The 25,426-nt window shown below is 64.5% G+C and carries 24 protein-coding genes; 22 read left to right on the plus strand and 2 right to left on the minus strand.

Going from position 1 to position 25,426, the window contains the following annotated elements; genetic code table 11:
* Positions 1 to 13: 13 nt before the first annotated feature.
* Entirely contained in the window at positions 14 to 295 is a 282-nt protein-coding gene (locus KV106_RS05685; protein ID WP_261206954.1) for a hypothetical protein, read from the minus strand.
* Here KV106_RS05685 and KV106_RS05690 point away from each other — a divergent pair.
* The 6 genes from KV106_RS05690 to KV106_RS40060 all read left to right on the plus strand — a co-directional run bounded on the left by KV106_RS05690 (position 294) and on the right by KV106_RS40060 (position 5,621).
* Positions 294 to 866, plus strand: coding sequence for a phage regulatory CII family protein (locus KV106_RS05690; RefSeq protein ID WP_261206956.1), 573 nt, complete (start codon positions 294 to 296; stop codon positions 864 to 866). The genes KV106_RS05685 and KV106_RS05690 overlap by 2 nt on opposite strands.
* Entirely contained in the window at positions 863 to 1,768 is a 906-nt protein-coding gene (locus KV106_RS05695) for a MarR family transcriptional regulator (RefSeq protein WP_261206958.1), read from the plus strand. The genes KV106_RS05690 and KV106_RS05695 overlap by 4 nt, the downstream gene beginning before the upstream one ends.
* Complete coding sequence (locus KV106_RS05700; RefSeq protein ID WP_261206960.1) at positions 1,759 to 2,544, plus strand: hypothetical protein; 786 nt, start codon at positions 1,759 to 1,761, stop codon at positions 2,542 to 2,544. Before KV106_RS05695 ends, KV106_RS05700 begins: the two co-directional genes overlap by 10 nt.
* 187 nt (positions 2,545 to 2,731) lie before the next feature.
* Positions 2,732 to 3,259 carry a hypothetical protein gene (locus KV106_RS05705; RefSeq protein ID WP_261206962.1) on the plus strand — a complete coding sequence of 176 codons (528 nt, stop codon included), beginning with the start codon at positions 2,732 to 2,734 and terminating at the stop codon, positions 3,257 to 3,259.
* Positions 3,259 to 5,301, plus strand: coding sequence for a phage terminase large subunit family protein (locus KV106_RS05710; protein WP_261206964.1), 2,043 nt, complete (start codon positions 3,259 to 3,261; stop codon positions 5,299 to 5,301). The genes KV106_RS05705 and KV106_RS05710 overlap by 1 nt, the downstream gene beginning before the upstream one ends.
* Before the next feature lie 62 nt (positions 5,302 to 5,363).
* Positions 5,364 to 5,621 (plus strand): Mor transcription activator family protein, encoded by a 258-nt coding sequence (locus tag KV106_RS40060; protein ID WP_409976485.1) that lies wholly within the window; start codon positions 5,364 to 5,366, stop codon positions 5,619 to 5,621.
* Between the two features lie 5 nt (positions 5,622 to 5,626).
* On the opposite strand, the gene KV106_RS05715 is transcribed toward KV106_RS40060, so the two are convergent.
* Positions 5,627 to 7,093 (minus strand): hypothetical protein, encoded by a 1,467-nt coding sequence (locus KV106_RS05715; protein WP_261206966.1) that lies wholly within the window; start codon positions 7,091 to 7,093, stop codon positions 5,627 to 5,629.
* Positions 7,094 to 7,267: 174 nt separating this feature from the next.
* On the opposite strand from KV106_RS05715, the gene KV106_RS05720 reads away from it, so the two are divergent.
* The 16 genes from KV106_RS05720 to KV106_RS05795 all read left to right on the plus strand — a co-directional run bounded on the left by KV106_RS05720 (position 7,268) and on the right by KV106_RS05795 (position 25,424).
* Positions 7,268 to 7,465 (plus strand): hypothetical protein, encoded by a 198-nt coding sequence (locus KV106_RS05720; protein ID WP_261206967.1) that lies wholly within the window; start codon positions 7,268 to 7,270, stop codon positions 7,463 to 7,465.
* A gap of 83 nt (positions 7,466 to 7,548) precedes the next feature.
* A complete protein-coding gene (locus tag KV106_RS05725) occupies positions 7,549 to 9,081 on the plus strand; it encodes a phage portal protein (protein WP_261206970.1) in 1,533 nt (510 codons plus the stop codon).
* A gap of 11 nt (positions 9,082 to 9,092) precedes the next feature.
* Positions 9,093 to 10,439 carry a S49 family peptidase gene (locus KV106_RS05730; protein WP_261206971.1) on the plus strand — a complete coding sequence of 449 codons (1,347 nt, stop codon included), beginning with the start codon at positions 9,093 to 9,095 and terminating at the stop codon, positions 10,437 to 10,439.
* 26 nt (positions 10,440 to 10,465) lie between these two features.
* Positions 10,466 to 10,843 (plus strand): head decoration protein, encoded by a 378-nt coding sequence (locus KV106_RS05735; RefSeq protein ID WP_261206973.1) that lies wholly within the window; start codon positions 10,466 to 10,468, stop codon positions 10,841 to 10,843.
* Positions 10,844 to 10,888: 45 nt separating this feature from the next.
* Positions 10,889 to 11,902, plus strand: coding sequence for a major capsid protein (locus tag KV106_RS05740; RefSeq protein WP_261206975.1), 1,014 nt, complete (start codon positions 10,889 to 10,891; stop codon positions 11,900 to 11,902).
* Positions 11,903 to 11,912: 10 nt separating this feature from the next.
* Positions 11,913 to 12,215, plus strand: a complete 303-nt coding sequence (locus KV106_RS05745; protein ID WP_203202509.1) for a head-tail joining protein — start codon at positions 11,913 to 11,915, stop codon at positions 12,213 to 12,215.
* Positions 12,215 to 12,628, plus strand: coding sequence for a hypothetical protein (locus KV106_RS05750; RefSeq protein ID WP_261206979.1), 414 nt, complete (start codon positions 12,215 to 12,217; stop codon positions 12,626 to 12,628). Before KV106_RS05745 ends, KV106_RS05750 begins: the two co-directional genes overlap by 1 nt.
* A gap of 10 nt (positions 12,629 to 12,638) precedes the next feature.
* Complete coding sequence (locus KV106_RS05755; protein WP_261206981.1) at positions 12,639 to 13,424, plus strand: phage tail tube protein; 786 nt, start codon at positions 12,639 to 12,641, stop codon at positions 13,422 to 13,424.
* 98 nt (positions 13,425 to 13,522) lie between these two features.
* On the plus strand, positions 13,523 to 16,243 hold the full coding sequence (locus tag KV106_RS05760) for a phage tail tape measure protein (RefSeq protein WP_261206983.1): 2,721 nt from the start codon (positions 13,523 to 13,525) through the stop codon (positions 16,241 to 16,243).
* Between the two features lie 2 nt (positions 16,244 to 16,245).
* Positions 16,246 to 16,644 carry a hypothetical protein gene (locus KV106_RS05765; RefSeq protein ID WP_261206985.1) on the plus strand — a complete coding sequence of 133 codons (399 nt, stop codon included), beginning with the start codon at positions 16,246 to 16,248 and terminating at the stop codon, positions 16,642 to 16,644.
* Between the two features lie 3 nt (positions 16,645 to 16,647).
* Positions 16,648 to 20,226: a hypothetical protein gene (locus tag KV106_RS05770; protein WP_261206987.1), complete on the plus strand. Its 3,579-nt coding sequence runs from the start codon at positions 16,648 to 16,650 to the stop codon at positions 20,224 to 20,226.
* Positions 20,227 to 20,249: 23 nt separating this feature from the next.
* Positions 20,250 to 21,443: a hypothetical protein gene (locus tag KV106_RS05775; protein ID WP_261206990.1), complete on the plus strand. Its 1,194-nt coding sequence runs from the start codon at positions 20,250 to 20,252 to the stop codon at positions 21,441 to 21,443.
* Positions 21,444 to 21,446: 3 nt separating this feature from the next.
* The gene (locus tag KV106_RS05780; RefSeq protein ID WP_261206992.1) at positions 21,447 to 22,901 is read left to right on the plus strand and encodes a LamG domain-containing protein; all 1,455 of its coding nucleotides are present in this window, start codon (positions 21,447 to 21,449) and stop codon (positions 22,899 to 22,901) included.
* Positions 22,898 to 23,308, plus strand: coding sequence for a hypothetical protein (locus KV106_RS05785; RefSeq protein WP_261206994.1), 411 nt, complete (start codon positions 22,898 to 22,900; stop codon positions 23,306 to 23,308). Before KV106_RS05780 ends, KV106_RS05785 begins: the two co-directional genes overlap by 4 nt.
* Positions 23,298 to 25,187 carry a hypothetical protein gene (locus tag KV106_RS05790; protein WP_261206996.1) on the plus strand — a complete coding sequence of 630 codons (1,890 nt, stop codon included), beginning with the start codon at positions 23,298 to 23,300 and terminating at the stop codon, positions 25,185 to 25,187. The genes KV106_RS05785 and KV106_RS05790 overlap by 11 nt, the downstream gene beginning before the upstream one ends.
* Positions 25,188 to 25,190: 3 nt before the next feature.
* Positions 25,191 to 25,424: a hypothetical protein gene (locus KV106_RS05795; RefSeq protein ID WP_261206998.1), complete on the plus strand. Its 234-nt coding sequence runs from the start codon at positions 25,191 to 25,193 to the stop codon at positions 25,422 to 25,424.
* Positions 25,425 to 25,426 lie beyond the last annotated feature (2 nt).

Consider the following 25,426-nt stretch of genomic DNA (forward strand, 5'->3'; position numbering starts at 1 on the left):
CTCACAAAAACCATCAGGTCGCCGGCCGTAGCACGTCTACGGCGGGAGAAAGAACGACCGCGCGCAGAGAGTCCATCGCTACTTTTTGCCGTCGTGATTGAAGTCCGTGAGCGCGCTCGCTTCTGCCAACGATATCGAGCCAGGCCGCGATGCTTTCGCGGTTCAGTTCCGGTTCGACCTCTAGCAGAAGCACGAGCTGCTGCAGGAATTGCTCGATGGCATCGATCCGCTCCGCCAGTGTCGGAGCCGAACCCGCAGGCGCTGGGTACTGGTCGCTTTTCTCTAAGGTCTGCATGAGAACGAATATCTCAATTGACGCGGCGCACGGCTATGGCGCCGATGAGCCTGTGCCCGACATGCCCCGCGGCCACGATGCCGCGATTGCAGCGCACGACACAGCGCACGGGTATGCCGGGGGCATCGATGCGCTGGCGAAGCGCATGCAGGTCAATGCCAACACGTTGACCCACAAGGTCAACCCGAAGAACACCACCCACTTTCTGACGCTGCGCGACGCCATCGAGATGCAGTGGCAGAGCCGTGACTATCGGATCCTGCATGCCATTGCGGGTGAGCTGGGGTTCGCATGCATTCCAGCCACGCCGGTGCATTCCGAGGGCGATCCGATCGACACCTTGGTACGGATGCAGATGGCGTTCGCTGACTACGCGCAGGCGCTCGGCGAGGCGCTCACCCGACGTGCTGGTGGGGTGTCTGCCAACCAGATGCGCAAAGCGGAGTTCCACGCGGCCGAAGCGGTCGCCGGTATCGGGCACGCGCTCGCGTTGCTGCGCAGCCTGATGCGCGAGGAGCCGCGGATGGGCGGTGCGCCTCTGGCGGGGCGGGGAGAGCGCGCCGCCCCATGAGCATCCGGCTGATGACGATGGTCTTTGACCGCTATCCCGAGGGTGGCAGCGAGATGCTGCTCGCGCTCGCGCTGGCCGATCACGCCCATGACGATGGTTCGAAGATCTGGCCGTCCGTCGGTGAGCTGGCGCGCAAGACGCGACAGAGCACGCGCACGGTGCAGCGGCAGCTTCAAAAGATGGTAGCCCTCGGGTGGTTGGAGCGTGTCAGCGCCGCGACCGGTCGGCGAGGCTCGACGAACGAATACCGCGTTGCCCCTTCGTGGGTGGCCGGACAGGACATCGCACCGAGGGGTGACAAAGTGACACCCCATGAAGGGGGCGAAGTTATCCACACGGGTGACAGATTGACACCCCTCGAAGGGGGCGTGAGGGGTGACACCGGTGACGCGAGGGGTGACACAGCTATGTCGCGGGGGGGTGACACAGCTATGTCACCCGAATCTTCAGGAACCGTCATTAACCATACCCCCCTACCCCCCGGCGGGGGGGCGACCGGGTTCGATGACCTTTGGTCGATCTACCCGAACCATGCCAACCGCCTCAAGGCTGAGCGTCGATATCTTCGGATCGCGCCAACCGCCGAGCTGCAGCAGACGATGCGCTCGGCCATCGAGGCCCAAAGGCTTAGCAGGAGGTGGACGAAGGACGATGGAGAGTTCGTGCCCGAATTCGCGACCTGGCTTCGTAATGCCCGCTGGCTCGATGAGGTCTGCACTCCTGTGGTGTCGTCGCGCCCGTGGCATGAGACGCGAGGGGGCATCGACGCGAGGGCCATTGAGCTGGGCCTCGCGCCGTGGGATGAGGTTGCCTTTTCGGTAGGACGCGGCCCGAACTTCATAACGTTCACTCGCGCCGTGATGCGCGCCGCGGCAGCGGCAGGGGAGGTGGTATGCGCGTGACCGTGGCGTTTGACCCGAGCAGCCTCAAGAGCGTGCAGTCGCAGCTCGCCAAGTTGTCGGGCCAGCAGGCAAAGCAGGCATATGCCGAAGGCCTGAACGATGGTGGCTTTCAGGGGCGGCGCGAGTGGCAGCGCGAGATGCGCGACCGGTTCGACCGGCCCACCCCCTACATCCTCAAGAGCGTATACGTGCGCAAGGCCACGCCCGAGCGGTTGAGTGTGGAGGTCGAACCGACGTACTTCGGTGGAAAGGGCGTGGACCCTCAGAAGATCCTTCAGGCGCAGGAGTTCGGGGGCGCACGTCGCGACAAGCGAAGCGAGGCGGCGCTGCGGCGCATCGGCATCCTGCCGTCGGGCTATCAGACGGCGATCCCGGAAACACCCTACCCGGGCAGCGATGACGGTAGGGGAAACATCCGTGGTGGCTTCCTAGTGCAGTTGCTGTCCTACTTCCAGGCGATGGGAGAGCAAGGCTACAAGGCCAACATGACGGATAGGCGCAAGGCCCGGCTGCACAAGGGCACGAAGACGCGCGAGGGTGTGCGCTTCTTCGTCTCGTTCGGCTATCTGCGCAGCGGGCCAGCGAAGCACATGGCGCCAGGCATATGGGCGGCGACTGGGCTTGATGGGTTCATCGTGCGGCCTGTGCTCATGTTCGTTCGTGATGGCATCTACGAACCACGCATCAGCAGAGAGCGCGTTGCCGAGCGTGCAGACCTCGAGTCATACATCGAGCGTCGCATCCGCTATCGCATCCGCAGGCTGGCAGGCGAATGAATAGAACGTCTTTTCAATCGATGTCCGCCGCGTCCCGCACCTCTCGTGCGGCCTTGCGGGGTGTCGCGCGTCAACAACGGGGCGGGTCCCTCCTGGAGGTCTGCAATGCGGGTAATTCGAACCGCGTCCTCGGACTGTTCACCGACCTTCCTAAGGGGGTTAAGTGAAGGTAGTTGAGGCTATGGGCGTGGGCATCACGCAAGCGGAGTTCGCTGTGCTGGTCGGGGTGAGCGAAGCAAAGGCGAGCCAGCTGGTGGGCGAGGGCGTCATCGAGCGCGGCCAGACCGCGCATGCGTGGCTGCTCGCTTACTGCGAACGGCTGCGCGAGGTGGCAGCTGGCCGCGCATCGGTCGAAGCCGGCGGCCTCGACCTCGTGCAAGAGCGCGCCAGGCTCGCGCGCAGCCAGCGCGAGGCACAGGACATCAAGAACGCCGTGGCGCGTGGCGAGTTCGCGCCCATTGGCCTGCTCGCCGACGTGCTCGGCATGGCATCGAGCGCGGTCGTGGATCGCTTCGAGCAGCTCGAGGGTGCGCTGCGCAAGGCGTGCCCTGACTTGCCGGACGAGGCGAAGGCCACCGTGCAGCAGGTCATTGCGAACGCGCGCAACGAATGGATTCGCGCGACCGAAATGCTCGTGGTGCTTGAGATGGATCGGTTGGCTTCTGACGACGACGGCAGCGCAGAGGATGCGCTCGGCGAAGAGACGGGGCAGTAGTGGCCGAGTACGTTTCGCGTGAAACATTACGCGCCGTGATCCACGCGGTGAGCCTTGGCCTTGCCAGCCTGCGCGCCGAAGTCTTTCAGACGCTCAGCGAGTGGGCCCGCGACAACTTCAAGCTGGCCGGCGAAAGCTCGCACCAGAAGGGTGGATGGATCGCGTGGTCCTTTCAGATCGGCATCCTCGACTTCATGAGCGATGACCGCATCGAGGAACTCGACGTGGAGAAGTCGAAGCGCGTCGGCTACACGAAGATGATCACCGCCTTCGTGGCCTACAACATCGCGCACCGTCGGAGAAAGCAGGCACTCTGGCAGCCGACTGACGACGACCGCGACAGCTACGTCAAGAGCGAGATCGATCCCATCCTCGATGCGCGCGACGGCGTGCCCTCGGTGCAGGCGGCGCGCCGTAAGGGGGGTGGCAGCGACGACACCATCAAGATGAAGAAGTTTCGCGACAGCGTTCTTCATCTGCTCGGTGGGAAGGCCAAGCGAGCCTATCGGCGCATCACCGTGGCGATTGCCATCCTCGATGAGTGGTCCGCCTTCGACCAGACCATCGAGAAATCAGGCGACCCGGGCGGCCTTGCGAAGGGTCGCCTCGAAGGCGCGCCCTATCCGAAGTTCGTTGGCGGCTCGACGCCTGGCTTCAAAGGGTTGTGCCATGTCGAGCGTGCCGTGCTCAACGCCGAGGGTTTCGTTCGCTTCTACATCGACTGCAAGCACTGCGGACTCGAGCATCCGCTCGCATGGGGCGGCAAAGGAAAGCTGCACGGTTTCAAGTGGGACCGAGGTAACCCCGCCAGCGTGCACCATGTCTGCCCGCATTGCCGCAAGTCCATTAGGCAGAGCGACTTCCTGCAAGGCGGACTTCCCATGCAGGGCAGCTGGGTGTGCGAGAAAACGGGCAAGAGGTTCGGGCCGGACAGGGTATGGCGCGACAGCGACGGCATTCCCACTCGTCCGCCGAAGACGCTGGGAGTGCACATCTGGGCCGCTTACAGCCCACAGCGCACATGGGAAAGCATCGTCAAGGAATTCGAGGAAGCGCTTGACGCGCTCGCCCGCGGCGACTCGGGGCCGATGCAGCTTTTCGTCAATGAGACTCTCGGCGAGACATGGGAAGTCGTTGGCGAGCGCACTGATGAGCATGCGCTGCAATCGCGTGCCGAGGACTACCCACTGAAGACGGTGCCGGCGGGTGGCCTGATCCTGACAGCTGGGGTGGACGTGCAGCGCGACCGTTGGGAAATCGACGTATGGGCGTGGGGCCGCGGCTTGGAGTCCTGGCACGTCGACCACTACGTCATCCACGGCAATCCTGCATCCGAAGATGACTGGGCGCCGGTCGCGGCCTACCTGTCGAGTCGATACGTGCAGGCTTGGCACGGCGGTTCGATGGGGTTGAGCGCAATTTCCATCGACTCGAGCGACCAAACGCAGGCGGTCTACAACTGGGTGCGCAAGACACAGCACCAGCTCCCGAGGCTGCGCGCCATCAAGGGGCGAGGCGAAGAGAACGTGCCCGTCTTGGGGCCCAGCAGCCCGCAGGAGGTGCGTTGGAACGGCATGAAGATCCCCAACGGCATCAAGCTGTGGAATGTGGGCATCGACTCAGCAAAGGATCTGTTGCTCGGGCAGCTCGCCATCGAGAAGGCGGGGCCAGGCTTCGTTCATTTCAGCCGAGAGCTGCCGCAGGAGTGGTTCGAGCAACTCACGGCCGAGCAGCGCATCCTCGTGAAGGTCAATGGGAAAGAGACCTACCGTTGGGTCAAGCGCAGGCCACGCAACGAGGTGCTCGACAACCGCAACTACGCGCTGCACGCCGCCTTCGGCCTCGGCCTTCACAACTACACGGACAAGCGTTGGAGCGATCTGGAGGCCTCTGTGCAGCCAGCGCGCGATCTGTTCTCGGCGCCTGCGCCAACCGTTTCGCCTCCTTCAGTTCAAACACCCGCCCCCGTACTCGCGGCGAATGCGTCCGCCGCGTCGCATGCGGCGGACTTTGACATCTTCTCTCCCATCGCTCTCAATTAAAGATGACAGAAACTCACTCAAGCGACGAACCACTCGCGATCATCGAGGAGGAAGCCAGAGCCATGGCGAAATGCTTCGGAGTAACTGCGCCTGACCAAGCTGCAGCTTCGCTAGTGGACCGAATCATGCTCCGCTTGGGCGGCGCCCATATTTACGTGCCTCGCCGCACTACTCGAGAGCGACTGCGCACATATGGCGAAATCGCGAATCGATTTAACGGCTCTAATCTTTTTGAATTGGCGCGCGAGTATGGCATGACGCCTCGTCATCTACGTCGCATTATTGCGGCTCAAAAAATAAGAAAGATATCGCAAGGCTAGGGGATTTATTCCTCTTGGGTGGTATTCCCCACGCTCGTCTTGGTGAGGCTTGCCTTCTTTGTTGCGATGGTTTTTACCGGAGGCGTTGGGTCCGGAAATTTCACCAAAGCTACTCCTGAGAGGATGGCATCCCTGCATTTCTTGGCGTATCGCCGATCAAATTTTTCGCTCAGATACTGTGCGGCGATGAATAGGTCGGAGGTTGCAACCAATGCTGTGGAATTTGTTTTGGCAGCGCTGATGCATTTTTCCGTAAATTGTTCAGATCTTTCTCCGGGCGGAAGCAATCGGAATCCATTTCCAAATAAAACGCCTTTGGCGGCGCTGGCCACTTCCTCTCGTTGCAGATCCTCTAATATATTCATTGAAAGCTGCCGCAGCTTGTCTACGTTTATCGCTTTGCTGTCTTTGCCTTCAGCTTCGCCAAGAAGTCTTCCTTCCTTGGATTCAAAAACAACATCAAATTCAGATTCTGAATCTTTGTATGATTCAGCTTTAAACCCCAATACTTGGAGGGCATCAATAATTGCAAACTCCAAAGCCCTACCTTTTTCAAAAAGAAGGCCTCGAAGCCGCCCGGCTCCCATCAATTTCTCCTGAATATCTTCTTTGGCTTTCTGTGCCTGCTCCACAGCGCGTTCCGCTTCCAAAAGTTTTGCGCGAAAAACTGCTTCAGAGGCAAGAACGAATTTCTCACTTGTAGCCCATTCGGGCTCAGGGGTAATTTCCGTGGCGGAGTGGAGAGCCTTGTCGATTTGTAGGAGACTGGCAATTACGCGGTGAGAGAATTGTTGCCCTTTAGCTGTCCAATATTGATCGTCCCCCTTGGTTCTAAAAAACTGAGGTTGAATAAAATTCATGTCTGGGAGTAAAACAAGCGCTCCCGATGTTGATTTGCTCCGAATAATAGCGCCGACAGCTTTGTCGCCGCTTTTTGTCAAAATTGAAGGAATTACTTGATTGTCGGGCAAGACGACGTTGTAGGATGACTCGCTACTAAATTCGGCCCAGTAGGGCGCTAGAATTTCAGCCTTAAGCGATGCAAGCTTCATGGCGCTACCGGAAGCATTTGTTGGTGCTAGATCGAATGGAAGCGCTGAATAATTCGACCATGACTTGACGTGGCGCGTTGCTCTCGCATTGCGCCCGGTCCCTGAGAATTCTTTCGTGCCCGTTCCGATAAATACTTCTTGAACCTCAGGAAGGTATACGAAAACCGTTTTGCCAGCCTCGACAGCTTGCTTTATTTCTCTTCTCCAATGCTCACAATCTTCTTTTAACTGAAATGAGTTGGTGTCATCCAGGCACGGCTTTCCTTGATATCGGTCGGTATAGGAGCTCCAATAATGGTTTATAGCCGGACGGAAAATTACTATATCCCAGTCTAACAAAGATGTTTTTGAGGAGAACAATTCATAAGTTACTTCATCGCCTGCGACGGTCAACCCGATTGTCAAAATCTTTTTTGCCATATTTATTCGTTCCTTGTTTCTTTGAGATTACTCTGGGACAAGCTCTGGCCGCGCACCGATTATCTTTGACGGACAAGATTTTGTGATGTTGTCCAGCGGAAATGTCCGCGATGAACTGTTGTCATCGCATGCATGGGCATTTACCGCCACCTCTCGGTTTCAGAACTCCAAGCGATGCGCACGCGCCTGATGGCGTCGCTGCAGGACCGACTCGCTTCTCCTACATCCGCCGCTCACAACGGGCGCTCCGTTCAGTATCAACAGAACGTCGCTGAAATCCGCAAAGAAATCGCCGCGCTGAGCGAAGAGCTGGAATCTCGCGGAGCTGGTGCTTCCGGCGGCGCAGTGCGCGGCCCCATCTACATCGTTTGAAGATGGGTCGCCGCAATCGCCGCCTCATATCCGCTGGCCAGCGCACCTCCGCGCTTGGGGCCAGCGGTCCCGCAGGCGCGGGAATGAACGCGCACGAAGCCGCGTCAACCAACGACTTAGCCCTGCATGGTTGGAACCCCATCGCAGGCAGCGCAGATGCGGATCTGCTGCCCGACCTCGACACGCTGACGGCACGCTCGCGCGACCTCGGCCGCAATAACGGCCTCATGGCAGGCGGCATGCAGACGATGCGCGACAACATCGTGGGATCAGTGCTGCGTCTCAGTTCGACGCCGGACTATCGCTTGCTCGGGTGGACGCGTGAGCGGGGTCGCGAATGGGGCAACGTGGTCGAAGCGAAGTTCCGTTCATGGGCTGAGACCACCGAGTGCGATGCCGCGCGCACGCAGAACCTGCTCGGCCTGACGTTGCAGGCCCTCGGCGGTGCGATGCTCAACGGTGACGCCTTGGGCTTGCCTCTATGGCTGCCCCGTCCTGGCACCCGCTGGAACACTCGATTGATGATGGTCGAGGCGGATCGGCTCGCCACGCCCCTGGGCCTCGAGCATCGCGAAGACATCCGTAAGGGCATCGAGTTCGACCGTTGGGGCGCGCCTGTGGCGTACCACATTCTCAAGCGCCACCCGGGCGATGTGTTCGCGTTCGGCTTCTATGGCATGACGCGAGAGGCGCAGCTCATGGAATGGGACCGCATCCCTGCGTTCACCGCATGGGGCCGTCGTCGTGTCATCCACCTGCACGACAAGGAACGCACCGGCCAATCGCGCGGCAAGCCGGTCGTCACAGCCGTCATGCGCGAGTTCCACATGGCCGGCAAGTACGCGGCGAACGAGCTGCAGGCGAGCCTTGCAAACTCGCTCGTCGCCGCCTTCCTTGAATCGGACCTCGATCCGAACTCGGCAGCCGCACTGTTTGGCGACAACCCGCGCGACCAGTGGAATGCGTCAGTGGCGCAGACCCGCAACATCCGCCAGCTCAAGGGCGCTGCGGTCATTCCGCTGCCCGCTGGAGCGCGACTATCCAGCTTCACACCTGGCCGCCCAAATCAAGCCTTCGAGGCATTCATGCTGGCCTCGTTGCGGCACATCGCAGCCGGCATGAACCTGCCCTATGAGCTGCTGCTGAAGGACTTCAGCAAGTCGAACTACAGCAGCGCGCGTGCCGCCCTGCTTGAGGCCTGGCGCTACTTCCACGGCCGCCGCCGCTGGCTCACCGACTACTGGCTTCGGGCCATCTACGAACTGTGGTTTGAAGAAGCCGTAAACGCCGGTGAGATCGAAGCGCCAGGTTTCTACGAAAACCGCTACGCCTATTTGCGTGCCCGCTTCATTTTCGGCGGCCGCGGCTGGGTAGATCCAGTGAAGGAGGCGCAGGCCGCCGGGCTGCGCATCGAAATGGGCATCTCCACGCTCGAGAAAGAGTGCGCAGAGCAGGGCGACGACTACGAAGAAATCATGGATCAGCGCGCCATTGAGTTACGCATGGCCTCTGACCGCGGCCTCAGCACCGCGCAACCCATTGCCGTGGCTCTGGCTTCGGCCGGGCAGGACAAGTCCGACGACGAACAGCCTGGCGCATCCCAGGGTCAGAACTAGGAAACCGCCGCATGAAATACCCCCATCTCGCAGCGCGGATCTTCAACACGCCGCTGCTCATCCATCCGCAAAAGCTCGACGCCATCATTGCCGGCCTGAGCGACCGCCTGCTCGGAGCCGTGCCGCTAATGGTCGCCTCGCCCGATGGCTTGCCCAAGCTGGCCCCTGAACTGTTTTCGACGAGGCGCGGCGAGCAAAGCGACCGCGGCTATCGCGTGGTCGAGGGCGTCGCGGTGCTCAACGTCAACGGCGCATTGCTGCATCGCAGCCGTCTCGATGTGGCGGAGAGCACTTTCCTCGTTGGCTACAACGACCTGGCCGCCGACCTCGAGGATGCGATGAGTCATCCTGACATCCACGCGGTCCTTCAGGTCTACGACAGCCCGGGTGGCGAAGCGCAGGGCGCATTCGAATATGCGCAGCGCGTGTTCGATTCGCGTGGTCGCAAGCCCATGCAAGCCATCGCTGACGGCATGGCGCTGTCTGCCGCCTACCTGGGTGCCAGCGCCGCCGACGAAGTGGCGGTTACCGCAACCGGCTATGCCGGCTCCGTGGGTGTGGTCTCGCGGCACGTCGACTTCTCGCGCGCGCTCGATCAGGACGGCATTACCGTGACGCACATCTTTGCCGGTGCGCACAAGGTCGACGGCAACCCCTACGAGCCGCTGCCTGCCGACGTGCGCAGCGCCTGGCAAGCCGAGATTGACGGGCTCTACACGATGTTCGTGGATGCGGTCGCGCGCCATCGCGGCATGGAAGCGGCGGCAGTGCGCAAGACGCAGGCCGCCAGTTATTCCGGCGTCGCGGCCGTGGCCTCTGGCCTGGCCGACCGCATTGCCACCACAGACCAGCTGATTTCCGAACTGGCTGCCCAACGCGGCCGGTCCTTCCCTGTCGGGCCGACCGCCCGATCCAACGCCAACGACAAAGGAGCATCTATGTCTGGCATTTCCCCCAACGAGGCGGGCGGTCATCAAGCCGCAGCAGCCCTCGCCGGTGCGCCGGCAGTTCCCTCCGCCTTCACGCAGGCCAATGTGGATGCGGCACGCGCGGAAGGCCGCGATGAGGGCGCGCTGACCGAGCGCACCCGCGTGAGCGGCATCTTTGCGCACGAGGCCGCGGCCGGGCGCACGCAGCTCGCCATTCAGTGCGTCACCAGCGGCCTAAGCGTCGAGCAAGCCGGCGCCGTTCTCGGTGCCGCGCCGGTGGCGACTGCCGCGCCTGTGAATGCCTTCGCCACCGCTATGGCCGCGGTGGGCAATCCCGATGTTTCGGGCGTCGAGGCCGCCAGCGGCGCGCAGACCGACGAGGCCGCACTCGCGAGCCAGATCGTCGCGAGCTTCCGCGGCTCGCGCTGATTCAACCATTCACAGGAGTTGCGAACATGAACTATCGCGCAAGTTTCTCGACGGAAGGCGTCTCGGTCTCCAAGGTGCTCGTGGCCGGCAACGCCCACCTGCTGGTGGGCCGCAAGGTCACGCTGCTGGCGGGCGCGGTCTACGCGGCCGGCACGGTGCTCGGCGTCATCACTGCTTCGAAGAAGCACACCGTCAGCGCCTCGGCGGCCACCGATGGCAGCGAAAAGCCGGACCTGATCCTGGCCGAAACGGTCGACGCCACCGCAGGCGACCGCGAGGCGCTCGGCTATGCACGCGGCGACTTCAACACGAGCGCGGTCGTGCTCGGCGCGGGCCACACCGTTGCCAGCATCACCGAAGCCCTGCGCATCAAGGGCATCACCTTGCTGGCCGACGTGGCCTGACGCCCAGCTTCCAGCGATCCAACCTCTCAATCAGGAGCAACTTTCATGGACATCTTTTCCATCGGCGTCCTCGCGCGCGTGATCGCCGAGCTTCCGGCCCCCGCGCCGTTCATCCTCAATTCGTTTTTCACTGCCATGCAGACCGAGACGAGCGAGGAGATCCACTTCGACGTGGAGAGCGGCCGTCGCCGCCTGGCGCCGTTCGTCGCGCCCATCGTGGCCGGCAAGGTCGTGCAATCGAAGGGTTTCGTCACCAAGACCTTCAAGCCCGCCTACATCAAGGACAAGCGCGTCTTCGACAGTTCGCGCCCGTTCAAGCGCGCAATCGGTGAGCGCATCGGCGGCGAGCTGTCGCCGGCGCAGCGCCTGCAGGCGTTGCTCGCCGCCGATCTGCAGGATCAACTCGAGATGCTCGCCCGCCGTCAGGAAGTTATGGCCGTGGAAGCGCTGCGCACCGGTAAGGTTACCGTCAAGGGCGAACAGTATCCGACCGTGGTCGTGGACTTCGGCCGCCATGCCGACCTGACCGTCGAACTCACTGCCGGCGACCGCTGGGGCGAAGCCGGCGTCGACCCGCTCGAGGACGTGCAGGGGTGGTCGATGGGCGTCACGCAGCACTCGGGCGCGGCCGGAAATACGCTCATCATGGACGTGAAGGCTTGGCAGCTCTTCAGCGCTGCGCCTTCGGTGCAGAAGCTGCTCGACCGCTTCCGCGGCGCCGACAAGCTCAACGCGACCGTGCTCGGCGAGGGCGGTCGCTACATGGGCAACATCGGCGACTTCGATATCTGGGTCTATGCCGGCTGGTACGAAGACCCGGACACCGGTGCGCTGACGCCGTACCTGCCCGACCACACGGTGCTCATCACGAGCCCGGACCTCGAAGGCACGCGCGCCTATGGTGCGATCAAAGACGAAGAGTCCGGCTTTCAGGCCATGCCGTACTTCTCGAAGTCGTGGGTGGAGAAGGACCCGGCCGTGCGCCTGCTGCTGCTGCAATCGGCCCCGCTGCCGGTGCCGTACCGCGTCAACGCCTCGATGTCGGCCAAGGTTCGCTGAGGCCCCGAGCATGTCCGCACGCGCGCCCTTCGCCGATATCGAAGCCATGGTGGATGCCGGGGTGCTCGGCCACCTTACGAACGCCATCGCGACGGTGGCGGGCGTCGACGTGCCGGTCATCTTCGATGTGCCGTCCGCGCAGTCCTTCGGCGGGCAGATCGACGCCAGCGCACCTGAATGCAGCGGGGCCGCCGAGCTACTAGCAAATGTCGAGCGGGGCGACACCATTGTTTTGCGCGGGCGCAGCTACGAGGTGGTGACTGCGGAGCCCGATGGCGCCGGATTCATCCGCCTCGTGCTGGGGAGCCTCTGATGCTGGCACTTGAACCCGCCATCGTGGAGCGGCTGCGCGCGATCCTGGCCGAAGCATGGACCGTAAAGGGCATGTTCTCCGACACCGGAAAGCGGGAGCCCGACCTCTTCGCGTCCGTGATGTTTGGTGATGCGGATGTGCCGGCCAGTGAGGTTCCTGGCGTGCTGGTGCGGCCGTTGTGGTTCGTAACGCTCGTTGGTAGGCGGGCCGATGCAGGGGCGTTGCAGCAGCTCGATAGCGCATTCGCGCAAGTCATCGAGGCGCTTCACGGCTGGGCACCGGGGCAGGTGACCGGTAGGCGGTGGGAGCGTCTGCGGCTGCTGCGCGTGAAGCCGCCCCCCTATCTCGAGAACGGCCTAGTCGGCATCGAACTCGCTTTTTCTACATCCGCCCGCTTCGACGGGCAACTCTGAAAGGAAATCCATGCCAATCGTGCATCAGAAAACCGAGCTGTCGGCCCCGCGCGGCCGGCTGCGTCTCGACATCATGAACGCCCTCGAGGAGCTGACGGGCGAGGAGGAGATGGGCAACTGCCCGAGCTTCGTTCTCTCCGTCGACTCGGAGAAGGCCGAGGAGTTCTCGTCCGAAACCGCGGCGAGCGAACTCATCGGGACGATGACGGGAAAGATCAAGCGCACCGCAAAGATCGTCTGCAACAACATGAGCATGGCGACCTATCAGCGCTTCCTCGCCGCCACCAGCGAGACGGTGACGCAATCGCCGGCGCCCGTGACCGGGGAACTGCGCAAGGTGATGCCGGGCAAGATCTATCAGCTCGGCCAGACTGCCGCCAACCCCCTCGGCGTGCGCAACGTCAGCACGGTCACGGTGAAGAACGAGGACGGCACCACGCCCTATGAGGCCGGCGTCGATTTCAACGTCGATCCGGAAACCGGCGCCGTGCAGATCATGGCCGGCGGTGCCATTGCGGCTGGCATGGTGCAGTTCGGCTACACGCCTGCCGCCGGCACGTACCAACGTCTCAAGACCGGCGGCAACACCACGTTCCTCGCCGCGATCCGTGTGGTGGCTGATAACGCCGCGGGCAGCAACAAGGATTGGTACATGCCCCGCGTCAACGTCACGCCGTCGGGCGAGCTGCCCATCGTGTCGGCGGATGTCGAGTTCGTGAAAGTCGAATTCGACATCGACGTATTGAAGCCCGCGAATGCGGAAGCCGTCTACGTCGGAGGCCGTCCGGTCGCCTGACCTCCATGCCCGGCCCCTCATGGGTCGGGCGGGTGACGCATGCGGCTTCCTGCGAGGCCGTATCCGTCTCCTGACTCTCACTCCTGCAGCTCCTCCACATGGCAGCATTCAAGCCGATTCAGATCCTCATCAACGCGAAGGACGATGCGTCCAAGGTGTTTGATCGCCTGCAGCAGCGGGTGATCGCGTTCGCCGCGCTGGTGGCCGGGTACTTCGGCATTCAGGCCTTTGCAGGGTGGGTCAAGGGCGGGGCAGATCTTGAGCAGCAGCTCAGTCGGGTGCAGGCCGCGACGGGGGCGACGGCAGAAGAAATGCGGCTCTTGCGCAAGGCAACCGCAGACGCGGCGGCTGACGCGCGCTACAACTTCACGCAGCTTGAGGCTGCTGGTGCGTTGGAGAACCTCGCGAAAGCGGGCCTGTCAGTGCGCGATGCGATTGCAACGCTGCCGGCGGCGATGTCGCTCGCGCGGGCCGGGGATGTCGAGCTTGCGACCTCTGCCGAGTATCTTACGAAGATCGTCAACGGCCTGGGGCTTTCGTTCTCGGAGTCGGGCCGCGTCGCTGACGTGCTCGCAAAGGGGGCCAATGCCACGAACACCAGTGTTGTCGGGCTGGCGCAGGCGTTGAGCTATGCCGCGCCCCTGGCGAACACCCTGGGCATCGGCCTCGAGGCGACGGTGGCGATCATCGGCAAGTTTGCAGATGCCGGCATCGATGCGAGCCGCGCCGGCACGGCGTTGAACAGCATCCTTGCGCAGTTCTCCGACCCTGCCTCCAAGTTCCGTACCGAGCTGGCCGCCGCCGGGATCACGACGACGAATTTCGAGAAGATGCTGCACGAGCTGGCTGCCGCCGGCCCGGCCGGACAGCGGGCGATTGCTGCTGTTGGCCAAGAGGCTGGCCCGGCGTTGCGTGCGCTGCTGAATCAGGGCATCGGTAAGCTCGATGACCTGAAGAAGTCGCTGCAGGACGCGAGCGGCAGCGCGGCGGAAGCGGCTGCGATCATGCAGCGCAACCTCAAGGGCGCATTCTCGGGGCTGGTGACCGCCTGGGACTCGGTACGCAACGCGCTCACGACTCCCATCCTGCCGGTGCTCACGCAGGCCGTGGAGCGCCTGGCGGGCGCGCTGCGCAGCGCGGTGGCGGACGGCACCGTGGGCCGCTTCGGCGAAGCGCTGGCCTCGGCTTTCCGCAATGGCATCAAGTGGGTGCAGGAGTTTGTCGCGAGCGTGGACGTGCCCGCCCTTGTCGCGAAGGCTGAAGACCTGGCGGCGCGGGTTGGTGCCCAGCTCGACAGCATCGGCCAGAGGGCGCAGGCGGCGGGCAACATCGTGCAAACCGTCTGGGGCGTGATTGTGGCCGGCGGCAATGCTGTCGTGGCGATCACGTTCAAGATCGCCGAGGGCATGGCGCACGCCGCCTCGACGGTGCAGGAAGGTATTGGCTTGATCCTGTCGGGCCTCTCGCGGGTCACGTTCGGCGAGGTGGCCGCGGCGTTCAAGGCGGCGGCGGCCGAGGTCCAGCTCTCCGCCGAGGCGACCGCTGCCGTGGCGGAGGCCTTCGGGGAGAAGGCGGCAGAGGCCTTCGACCGTGCCACCGAGGGCGCAGAGGCGGCGCGCGCGGGATGGGCTGGGTTGACCAGCGATGCGGAGCAAACGGCCGCAGCAGCCGCGGCCGGTAGCAATGCCTTCGCGGACATGGCGGCGTCGATGCAGGCCGCAGGCGACAGCGCGCAGGAAGCGGGCCAGAAGGCTGCAGGCGCGTCCGAGGCCCAGAAGCTGAGTGCCGAGCAGGCGCGCGCCGCGGTCGAGCGTCTGCGGGCCGAATACAAGCAAGCCATCGCTACAGAGAATCTGCAGCTCGCGGCCGAGAAGCTCGAGGAGCTGCGCAAGGCCAACATCGCGGCGGCGCAGGCGGCCACGGCAAACAAGAACGCGCAGACCGAGGCGGCGGCCGAGATCGCGGCGGCGTTCCAGCGAGCTGGCGTGCAGACGAAGGTCGAACTCGAGACGGCCGCGAAGACGGCGCTGCGCGATTTCGAGATGATCCGCGACAGCGGGCAGGCCACCGCCATCGGCCTGGGCGAGGCGTGGAAGCGCGCAGCCGAGGCCGCCATCGCAGCGGCGAACGGCATCGCGCCTGGCTGGGTGCAGGCGCAGGCCGCGCTTCGTGGCTTCGACGTGGTGCTCGACAGCGCGGGCCGCTCGACACTCAAGCTGCGCGATGCACAGCAGGATGCGACCCAGGCGGCCTACGGCCTGGCTGGTGCCATCCGTGAGGTGACCAGCGCGCGGGAACGAGACATCGAGGCGCGCGAGAAGGCGCTGCAGCTCGCCGAGCGCGAGCAGGAACTCGAGCGCAAGCGGCTGGGCGTCGACAAAAATGGTTTCTCCACCGACAAGGCCGGCAACACGGTCAACGCCGGGGGCAACCTCAACACCTTGACCGGCATCGCTGCCTTCCTGAAAGAAGCCGGCATTGCCGACGAGAAGAAGGCCAGGGCCATCGCGCTGCAGTTCTCCGACGGCAAGGGAAACATTCCTTTTTTCGGCAACCCCGGCCAGCGCCTCTATGGAGGCGACACGATCAGCCAAGCCCTGCTACGCGCTGCCGAGAAGGAAACCTTCTTTGGCAAGGGCGACACGGCCACCACGATTCCGCGGCCGGAATCGACGCGGCGCGTTGACCTGAACCTGCGCCTCAATGGCCGTGACCTCGGCACCGTCAACACCGACAACGCCGGCGCGGATGCGATTCAAGGTCTGCTCGCGCAGCTCGGCACCGCCGCTGGCACCTCTTCAATCCGGCCGGGGAGCTGAGCATGCCAGCACCGAAGTTTCACACGCTCAACGGGTCGCAGATCCCGCGCGGCATGGTCTGGGTCGATGAGTATGGATGGAGCGCCATCGAGAAGAGTCTCGAGTACTCGCTCACAGGCGCCGCGCTTATCGATGGCGCCAAGCGTCAAGCCGGGCGGCCGATCACTTTGCAGGGCGAGGTCGATGCCGGATGGATCCAGCGCGGAAAGCTCGAGGCGCTGCGCCAGCTCTCCGAGGTCGATGCCGTGGCGTCGTACTCGCTCGTGCTGGCCGACGGCCGCACGTTCAACGTGCAGTTTGCGCCGGCCGCAATCCCCGTCGAGGGCAAGCCGCTCGCGCGCCCCGAGCTTCCCGATGACCAGCAGCCCTATGTCGCCACCGTGCGCCTCATCACCGTCTGACCCATGACCATCCTCGAATCTGACATCAAGCTGGTGACCACGCAGGTCATGGACGACGTACCAAACGGCGGCGGTGCGCCCACGTCCAACGTCATCCCGGATGGCGCGAGCAACAAGATTTTCAAAGACATTTCGGCCGTGGATCGCGCGCAGGGCGATGACTCGATCATGAAGATCGCGGCCACGGTGCAGACCATGAACACCGACACCGCGCTCGGTGGGACGGTCATCATCTCGCGCATGCCGGCCGACCCCGGCGTGACCCCGTTGCTGTTCTACACGGGCGACTTCTTCGACCAGCGCGCCGCGATTCAGGCCCGCATCGAGGCCTACACCGTCCCGGGCGAGGAGTTCGCCGGCTTCCTGCTGTCGAACCACGTCGCAGGGCAAAAGTCGGTCCAGATCTTCCAGCGGCCCGGCGGCACGCCGCCCAATCCGAACAGCGCGCTCCAGATCAGCGACGGCGTGAACAGCGAGGCGGTGGGCATCGAGAGCGTCGATGTCGAAACCCGGACCTACAGCTATGCCGTGGGAACGTCCATCGTGGACTATGACGCGCAGGTCTGCATCTGCACGATCCGCGACGGCCTCAAGCACGATTACTCGGGCACCGCCGCAAACCGCCTGTTCGAGCGCTCGCCCACCGCTGCAGCGATCAAGCGGATGCTCGTTGCCGATGCGGCGCGCTTCTACAGCATTGCCAAGCTGGTCGACCCGATCGACATCGGCGACCTGTCCATCAAGGTGGACCGCACCCATGCCCAGCTCGTGCCCTCCGCGACCACCGAAATCCCCATCGTGGATACGGGCGCCGCCGGCTCCTCCCAGGCCCTGATCGCCTCGGGTGGTGGCAATGTGTCGTTGCCCACGAGCGCTCTGTTCGGGCCGAATACCTCGTTCACGCTCGGCAATTCCGCCTTTCCGGGCTCGGTGTCCATCGCAACGGCCGCGGGCAGCATCACTGACGATGGCGGGCGCCTGAAGCTGGCCGGCCAGACCATCGGCAGCATCGCCTATGCCGCTGGCACCTTCACGCTCGCTTCGGATGCACCGCAGATCACGGGGCCGAAGACGATCACCTTTCGCCCGGCCGGCGCGCCATCCCAGCTTGCAGACTCCACTTCCATCGCGGTCAGCGTCGAGAACCGCCGGATTAACTATCCGATCACCATCTTGCCGCCCCCAGCGCCCGGCACGGTGCGCGTGGCGTTCCGCTCGGGCAACAACTGGTATGAGCTGATGGACGACGGCGCCGGCCGTTTGCGCGGGGTGGATTCCAGCAGCGGCAGCGGAACGGTGGACTATGCGACCGGCACGGTCCTGCCAACCCTCGGCGCCCTCCCGGATGTGGGCAGTGAGGTGCTGTACTTCTGGGGACGGAAGGCCAACTATCGCGACCGCAGCGGCACGCTCACCGCGGCGCTGTCGATCCCGCTCGCGCTCGACAACGCCGCGGCGCAAGCGGGAACCGTATCGGTGGACTGGAACGATGGCACGGCCCGCCACGCGGGCGACAACGGCAGCGGGGCGCTGGCAGGCGATGCGACCGGCCCGGTGAGCTACGCGACCAGCACGCTCGAAGTGCGGCCCTCTGTGGTGCCGTCGTCGGCGGTGGCCTTCACCGTCACCTACAGCCACGGCGCGCCGCAGTCGCGCAGTTTCGGGGCGCCGGCGCGCGACGTGGACGGCGGCATCACCCTGAACCTCGGCGCGACCAACATCGCGCCGCGATCCATCGAGATCGACTGGAACTTGGTGCTCATGTCGATGGGCGGCGTGCCGCCCGATCTCTGGGTGCCTCAGAACTTCGCCTCCACAAAGACCGTGACCGACAACGGCGCGGGCAAGCTGGTGGATGGCGCGGGCGTCGAGTTCGGCACGGTCAACACCGCAACCGGCATCGCGAAGCTCTACCCCGAGGCCGTTGTCTCCATTCCTGTGCCGCAGTGGGCCGTGAACGAGCTGGGCGTGCTGGGCACGGCGATGTCGCCGAATCTGCCCGGCTTCTTCCGCAACACGCTCACGGGCTACAGCTATGTCGCCCTGAATGCCACGCTGCCGGCCGACTCGAGTGCGCTGGTCAACGCGCGATACCGCGTAGCCGGCGCTGGCACCAGCAAGTCGCAGGTGTTCAACAGCCCGCGGCTTGCGTTGAAGCTCCTGCCGAACGCCAGCGAGGTCAGCGTGCCCGGGAGCGTGCGATTCACGTTCGGCGGCAAGACCTACTTTGACCGGGCCGGCGCGCTGTACATGGACCTCGACACCGCCACCGGGGCGGCAACGCTGGCCGGCGGCTACGACTACGCGACCAACACGGCCACCTTCACGGCCTGGCCAGCATCGGCGACAAACAGCGTCGAGGTGAATAGCCTGCTGACCTCCCTCGACGGGCAGCCGGTGGACTACGTGGTCTTCCGCACGCCTGTGGCACCCATCAGCCCCGGTTCGCTGCAGATTCTGGCAACGAAGGTCAGCGGCGGCACGATCAACGTGACCGCGAGCCTGGCTGGTCTGATCGAAGGCCCCAACGTGCATGGCACCGTGGATGTCGCGTCAGGCGTCGGGAAGGTGCGCTTCGGCGACTGGGTGACCGCTGCCGGCAACGAAGGGGCGAGCTGGTACGACCCTGCGGCCGTGGGCTCGGACGGCAAGATTTGGAAGCCGGTCCCGGTGTTCGCGAACACCATCCGCTACAACACGGTCGCCACCACCATGGTGCCGATCGATGCCGAGCAGCTCGGCCTCGACCCGGTGCGGCTGCCGGTGGATGGGCGCGTGCCCATCTTCTCGGAAGGCGGCCTCGTCGTCATCGGCAACGTCCTGCGCATGCCTGCGGCCGTGGTGTCCAACGGCCAGACGCTCGACACCGCGCGCGAGCGCCTGGCGCATGTGCGTGTGATCGATGCGAACGGCCAAACCATCGAGGCGGGCTACAGCGTCAACTACGACGCGGGCACGGTGGAGTTCCTCGACGTGGAGGGCTATGTGCAGCCCGTGGTGATCGAGCATCGCGTCGAGGACATGCTCACGTTGACCGACATGGGCATCGATGGCCGGCTCACTTTCCGCAGCCGTGTGACGCACGACTATCCGGCCGAGGGAACCTACGTCAGCAGCGCCTTGCGCATGGGCGACCTGAAGGCGCGCACCTCGGTCCTGTTCGCGCAGAAGACGTGGACCGGCGTGTGGGCCGATGCGCTGATCGGCAATGCGCCCGATGGCCGCTATGACGACGTGAACTACCCGCTGTTGCTCACGAACAAGGGCGCGGTGACCGAGCGCTACCGCATCCAGTTCGAAACGCCCAACACCTACCGCGTGGTTGGCGAGCACCTCGGCGTGATCGTCACGGGACAGTCCGTCTTTGCCGACTGCTCTCCGATGGGCCCGCAGGGCGTGCCTCTGTTCACGATCTTCGCGGCCGGCTTCTCGCAAGGCTGGGCGGCGGGCGACGTAGTGCGCTTCAACAACGCGGCCGCCACGTTCCCCTTCGTGGTCATCCGCTGCGTACAGATGGGCGCCGAGACGGTGCTCGATGACTCTTTCGAGGTGATGGTGCGCATCGGCGTGGACCGTCCCTGATTCGTTGAAAACAAGGAACAGCTATGGCTTCTGTCGTTGACACCAGCGTCAAGAACTTTAACAACACGATGGGCGGTGCGCCCGTCGTCAATGGGGTAGCGGGCTCGTTCATCGCTATGTTCGATGCCGTGGGCGTGAACGGCTTCGATTCCAAGATCGCCACGAGCTTGACCATCGCGGGCGGGGTCGCCACGCTTGCCTTTACCGGTGGGCACAGCGCGCAGGTCGATTCGGTGATCGCGTTGAGCGGCATCACGGCAACCTATGCAGCCCTCAACGGCGAGCAGAAGGTGACCTCCGTTGCCGCAGGCATCGTGCGTTTCGCCACGAACATGGCCGACGGATCTGCTTCGGGAACAGTCACCTTCAAGATGGCGCCGGCGGGCTTCGAGAAGGTCTTTGCGGGCCCCAACAAGGCGGTATATCGAAGCCTCTCGCCCTTGAGCACGAAGATGCTGCTACGGGTAGACGACACGAACGCGCAGTTCGTGCGCGTCGTGGGCTACGAGTCGATGACCGACATCGATACAGGCGTGGGGGCGTTCCCGACGGCCGCGCAGATCAGCGGCGGTGGCTACTGGCCTAAGAGCAGCGTCACCGGGACTGCCGCTGTGCCGTGGGTGCTCGCAAGCGATGGCCGCACCTTCATTTATCACGTCGCGCCGCTCTACCCACAGAGCACTTCCTATGTCCACGGCATGACGCGCGGCTTTGGTGATGCCATCGCGCTCAAGCCAGGAGGGGATGCATTTGCCTGCTTCCTTAGCTACTCGGTGCAGTCATCGCCGGGGTCGATGTACGACTCCGCGCTCGATGCTGCGCAATCCGGGTTGTACACGTCGTTCCCGAGGTCGTATTCCGGCCTGGGTTCGGCGCAAGGGCATGCGTGCATCCCGTACACCGGGCAAAACGCTCTGTCGGGCCTCGACGGCGCCATGGGTCCGTTCCCGAGCCGCGTCGATGGGACGCTGAGGCTGAGTCGGCGATTCCTTGCGCTGGCGACGACGAATGCAGAGCCTCGTGCTGACCTGCCCGGGCTGCTGAGCGTGCCGCAGTCGGGCGCCTTCAATGCGTTCCGAACGGGGGACAGGCAGCCTGGTGCAGATGCTTTTGCCGGCCGCACTCTGATCGCGCTGAACCCCACCAACACGCCCGGCACGCCGAACGACTCGAACACCGGCGCATCGTTCATCGACATCACGGGGCCGTGGCGGTAAGCGATGACTGCTCATCGCTACTGGCGCGCTGTCGGAGTGGAGGCGACCGGGAAAACCGGCCTGGCGCTGTCGGAACTGCATCTGCTCGTGGCCGGCAGCCGCGTGGACGCGCTCGCCGTGTTCACGAGCAGCCCGGTGCCGGCGACGGGCTCGCTCGCGGCCCTGCAGGATGACAACGGCGCCACGGGCGCGGCGTGGGGTGCCAGCGATCTTCTCGCGGGACTGCAGTTCTACTGGGACTTCGGAGGGAGTCCGCAGGATGTAACGGACATGGCCGTGGGCGCCGGTGTGAGCGCGGGCCAGTTCCTCAATGCCATACAGCTCCAGTGGTCCGACGACGGCAGCGCATGGACAACGCTGGCGGCCTTCTTCGGAATGCCATGGCCTGGCACAAATGCGAAGTTGAGCTCGATCTCGAGCGTGGACCCGCTTGCCGGCAGCACGGCGATTCACCTGCCGATGATGGCCAATCTCAACGATGCCTTTCGGCCGCCGGTGACCGTGACGGGCGGCGTGAGCTTGACGACCGCGAACGCGAAGTTCGGGGCCGTCTCGGGTGCGTTCGACGGCTCGGGGCGTGTCGTCGTGGATACCGGACTCGACACGATCACGACGGCTGCCGCGGGCTACACCGTCGAGCTATGGGTGCGCATCGCCACCTTCGGCGTCAATCCCTACTACCTTGTCTCGCGTGGTGACTCGGGGTATTTGTCTGGCTTCGTGCTGAGCATCGACGGCGACAGAAAGGCCTATGCGCAGTACGGCACTGCCTCGGGCGAGGTCATCGCCAAGAGCCCGACCGTGATGCCGCTCAACACTTGGGTGCATCTGGCCGCTGTGCGAAACGGTTTTGCCCTGACGCTCTACGTGGATGGCGTCGCGGTCGCTTCAAGCAGTGGGGCGGCCATTTCTGACAACACCCGACCGATTGCCATCGGGTACGACCCGCGGAACTCGCTGCGCGGATTCATCGGGCAGATGTTCGACGTGAGGGTAACGAAGGCGGCGCGCTACACGGCCAACTTCGTCCCGCCGCTTCTAGCACTGCCGCGATACCCGTTCGCGAGCATTCGGCCCGTGCCCGAGGCGCCGCGCGTGCTCAGTGCCGCCAGCGTGCCGATGGTCTACGGGCAGACTCGCGTGCGCGAGCTGCTGCGCGGCAGGTTCGATTTTCTCACCGGCGTGCTCGGCAAGGGAATTGGCCGAGTGCGAGGGCAGACCCTCGACTATGTGCCGCCCACCAACCAGCCGTACCGCTGCCGCGTGCGCTTGATTCGAGAGGTTGACGGCCTGGTGGTGCGCGAGCTGTGGAGTGGCGTCGACGGCGGCTACGACTTTCAGTATGTCGATGAATTGCAGAGCTACAGCGTGCTCGCGTACTACCTCGATCACGGTAAGCGCGCGGTCGTCAGCGACGGCATGACGCTCGCAAACGGCAAGGTCGAGGTGATGGCATGAATGTGCTCGCCGTCAATGCAATGCTGGCCGGCCCGGGCCTCGTGCCGTTCATGGGCGAGGGCTCGCGCATGGTGCTGTGCGACGGCGCGCAGCCCATCGATGGTGGCGCGCTGACCACGATCATCGCCGCGGCCGTGCTGGCGGTTCCGGCGGGCAGTGCGGCCGACGGGGCACTCACGCTCGTGCAGGCGAATCCTGATGGTGACCTTGCCACCGCGACGGGCATTCCGACATGGGGGCGCGTGGAGCGCGCTGACGGTACGTGGATTGCGTACTACAGCGTGAGCGGGCCGTCGGGGTCGGGGCAGGTCAAGGTCACCGTCGAGAACCCGCCTCCCGGCGATCCGGAAGCCAAGATCTACCAAGGCGGAACCTTCTTCATCAGCGAGGTGAAGATTGGCGGGTAACGACCTGATCTTTCGGCAGCCGCTGGCCGGTGGCCCGCCGAATGTCCTTGTCTTCGGTGAGCCAGAGACGCCCAGCAGCGGCGCGGCCTATGCAGTGGGCCGCATCCCACTGCCGGCGTTCATGGTGGGTGGTGCCGTGCGGGTCACTGCGCCGCCCAAGGCGACGGCTGCAGGTCGCATTCCGTTGCCCGCGTTCATGGTCGCCGGCTCCGTGCGCTACGACAGCGCCGCACAACGCCCGTTGATCGGTGCAGTGGTATCGCGGTGGCAGCAAGCCCAGAACATCGAAGCACCGACGTTGGCGCGGCACCAGGTAGCGGCGACTGCTCGTGTGGGGCGCGTCTCGCGCTGGCAGCGCGCCGAGCCGCGAAGCGCCGGCACCGCGGTTGCTTGGCAGGAGGCGAAGCAATCGCGCGCGGCGGTGTCCTTGCGACACCAGGCGGCGGCCGAGCTGGGAAGTGTCAACGGCGTGCGCTGGCAGGAAGCGGCGCGCGTGCTCGGTGCCGCGTCGTTGCGGTGGCAGGCGGCGCGCGCCGTCGGGAGCGGCGTGGGGCTGCGCTGGCAAGAGGCGATCCGCATGCGCCAGGCCGCCGCGGTGCGTTGGCAGGCGGCCGAGATGCTTCTGCGGCCGCACGTCGAGGCCTTCGGCGCAGCGCGCCAGATCGAGCGTGGATGGGTGTCGCGCTGGCAGGCCGCCATGTGGCCGCAGCCAGGCCGCTCCCCGACTCCGCCCGGCAGTGATCCCTGCTACGTGCCCTCGACGCAGCTCGTGTTCCGCGAGCCGCAGCGCCACACCTCGGCGCTCATCTTCATCTGCGAGCGGCACGGCCTGCCGCCCGGCACGGGCGAAACCGTCGTCGTGCCCATTCTGGAGGTCTATTCCGTGGAGAACAGCATTGCGCTCTCGCGCGTCGATGGCGGCGACATCATCGACGCCAAGGGCTTCGCCATGTCCCTCGATGCCGATTCGTGGACATGGCAGTGGAGCGCGACGATTCCGGCCTCGGCGCTTCCGCTGGTGACCGCCGACGGCAACGGCGATCCGGCCGAGGTCATTGCGAACGTCAACGGCGTGCCGTACCGGCTGACTGCGGAGAGCTATCGGCGTGATCGCAGCTTCGGAAAGTCGGAGGTCCGGGTGCAGGGCCGAGGTCGCGCCGCGATGCTCGACGTGCCATATGCCCCTGAGCTCAACTTCGCCGCGAGTGCGCCGCGCAGCGCGGCCCAGCTCATGGCGCTCGCGATGACGATCAACGGCGTATCCAACGGATGGGCCATCGATTTCGGCATCACCGATTGGCTGGTGCCTGGCGGCACCTGGGCATTTCAGGGCACGCCCATTGCGGCCGTGCTCGACATTGCCGCCGCTGCGGGCGCCATCGTCCAGCCTCACGCTACCGACGCAACGCTGCGCATCCTGCCGCGCTATCCGGCCGCACCGTGGAACTGGCACACGCTCACGCCCGACTATGTGCTGCCGGCCGACGCCATCGCGGTGGAGGGCGTGGAGTGGATCACGCGGCCGGACTACAACCGTGTTTTCCTCTTCGGCTCGACCGATCCGAGCTTTCGCGGCCAGGTCACACGCAGCGGTACTCAGGGGGATAGCGTGGCCCCTCAGGTCGCCCACGCCTTGATGACCCATGCCGATGCCGCGGCCCAGCGTGGCATCGCGGAGCTAAGCAATACGGGGCGGCAAGCGAGCGTCAGCCTGCGCATGCAGGTACTTCCTGAAACCGGCTTGATCCTGCCTGGCTCGCTTGTGAGCTACGACGGCGGCGACGCGGTGCGCCTGGGCCTTGTGCGTGGCATGCAGCTCGACTGGTCGCGGCCGACGCTGCGCCAAGTCTTGAGCCTCGAAACGCATGTGGAGGCCTGACGCATGAGCCGCAATCTCTACCGCGCATTCCTCGACCTCCTGCCGTCGACGCCGTTGCAGATCGCGACCGTGACGGCGGTTAACGGCGATACCGCGCACCTCGTGTTGCCTGGCGGCGGTGTGTTGACCGCGCGCGGGGTGGGTAGCCGATCGATCGGTGCTGAGGTGTTCGTGCGCGATGGCGTGATCGAGGGCGACGCGCCCGCCGGCCTGCCGCTCGTGCAGCTCGAAATTTGACG

Origin of the sequence: Variovorax endophyticus (genome assembly GCF_025376855.1) — a bacterium.
Classification (GTDB): Bacteria; Pseudomonadota; Gammaproteobacteria; order Burkholderiales; family Burkholderiaceae_C; genus Variovorax.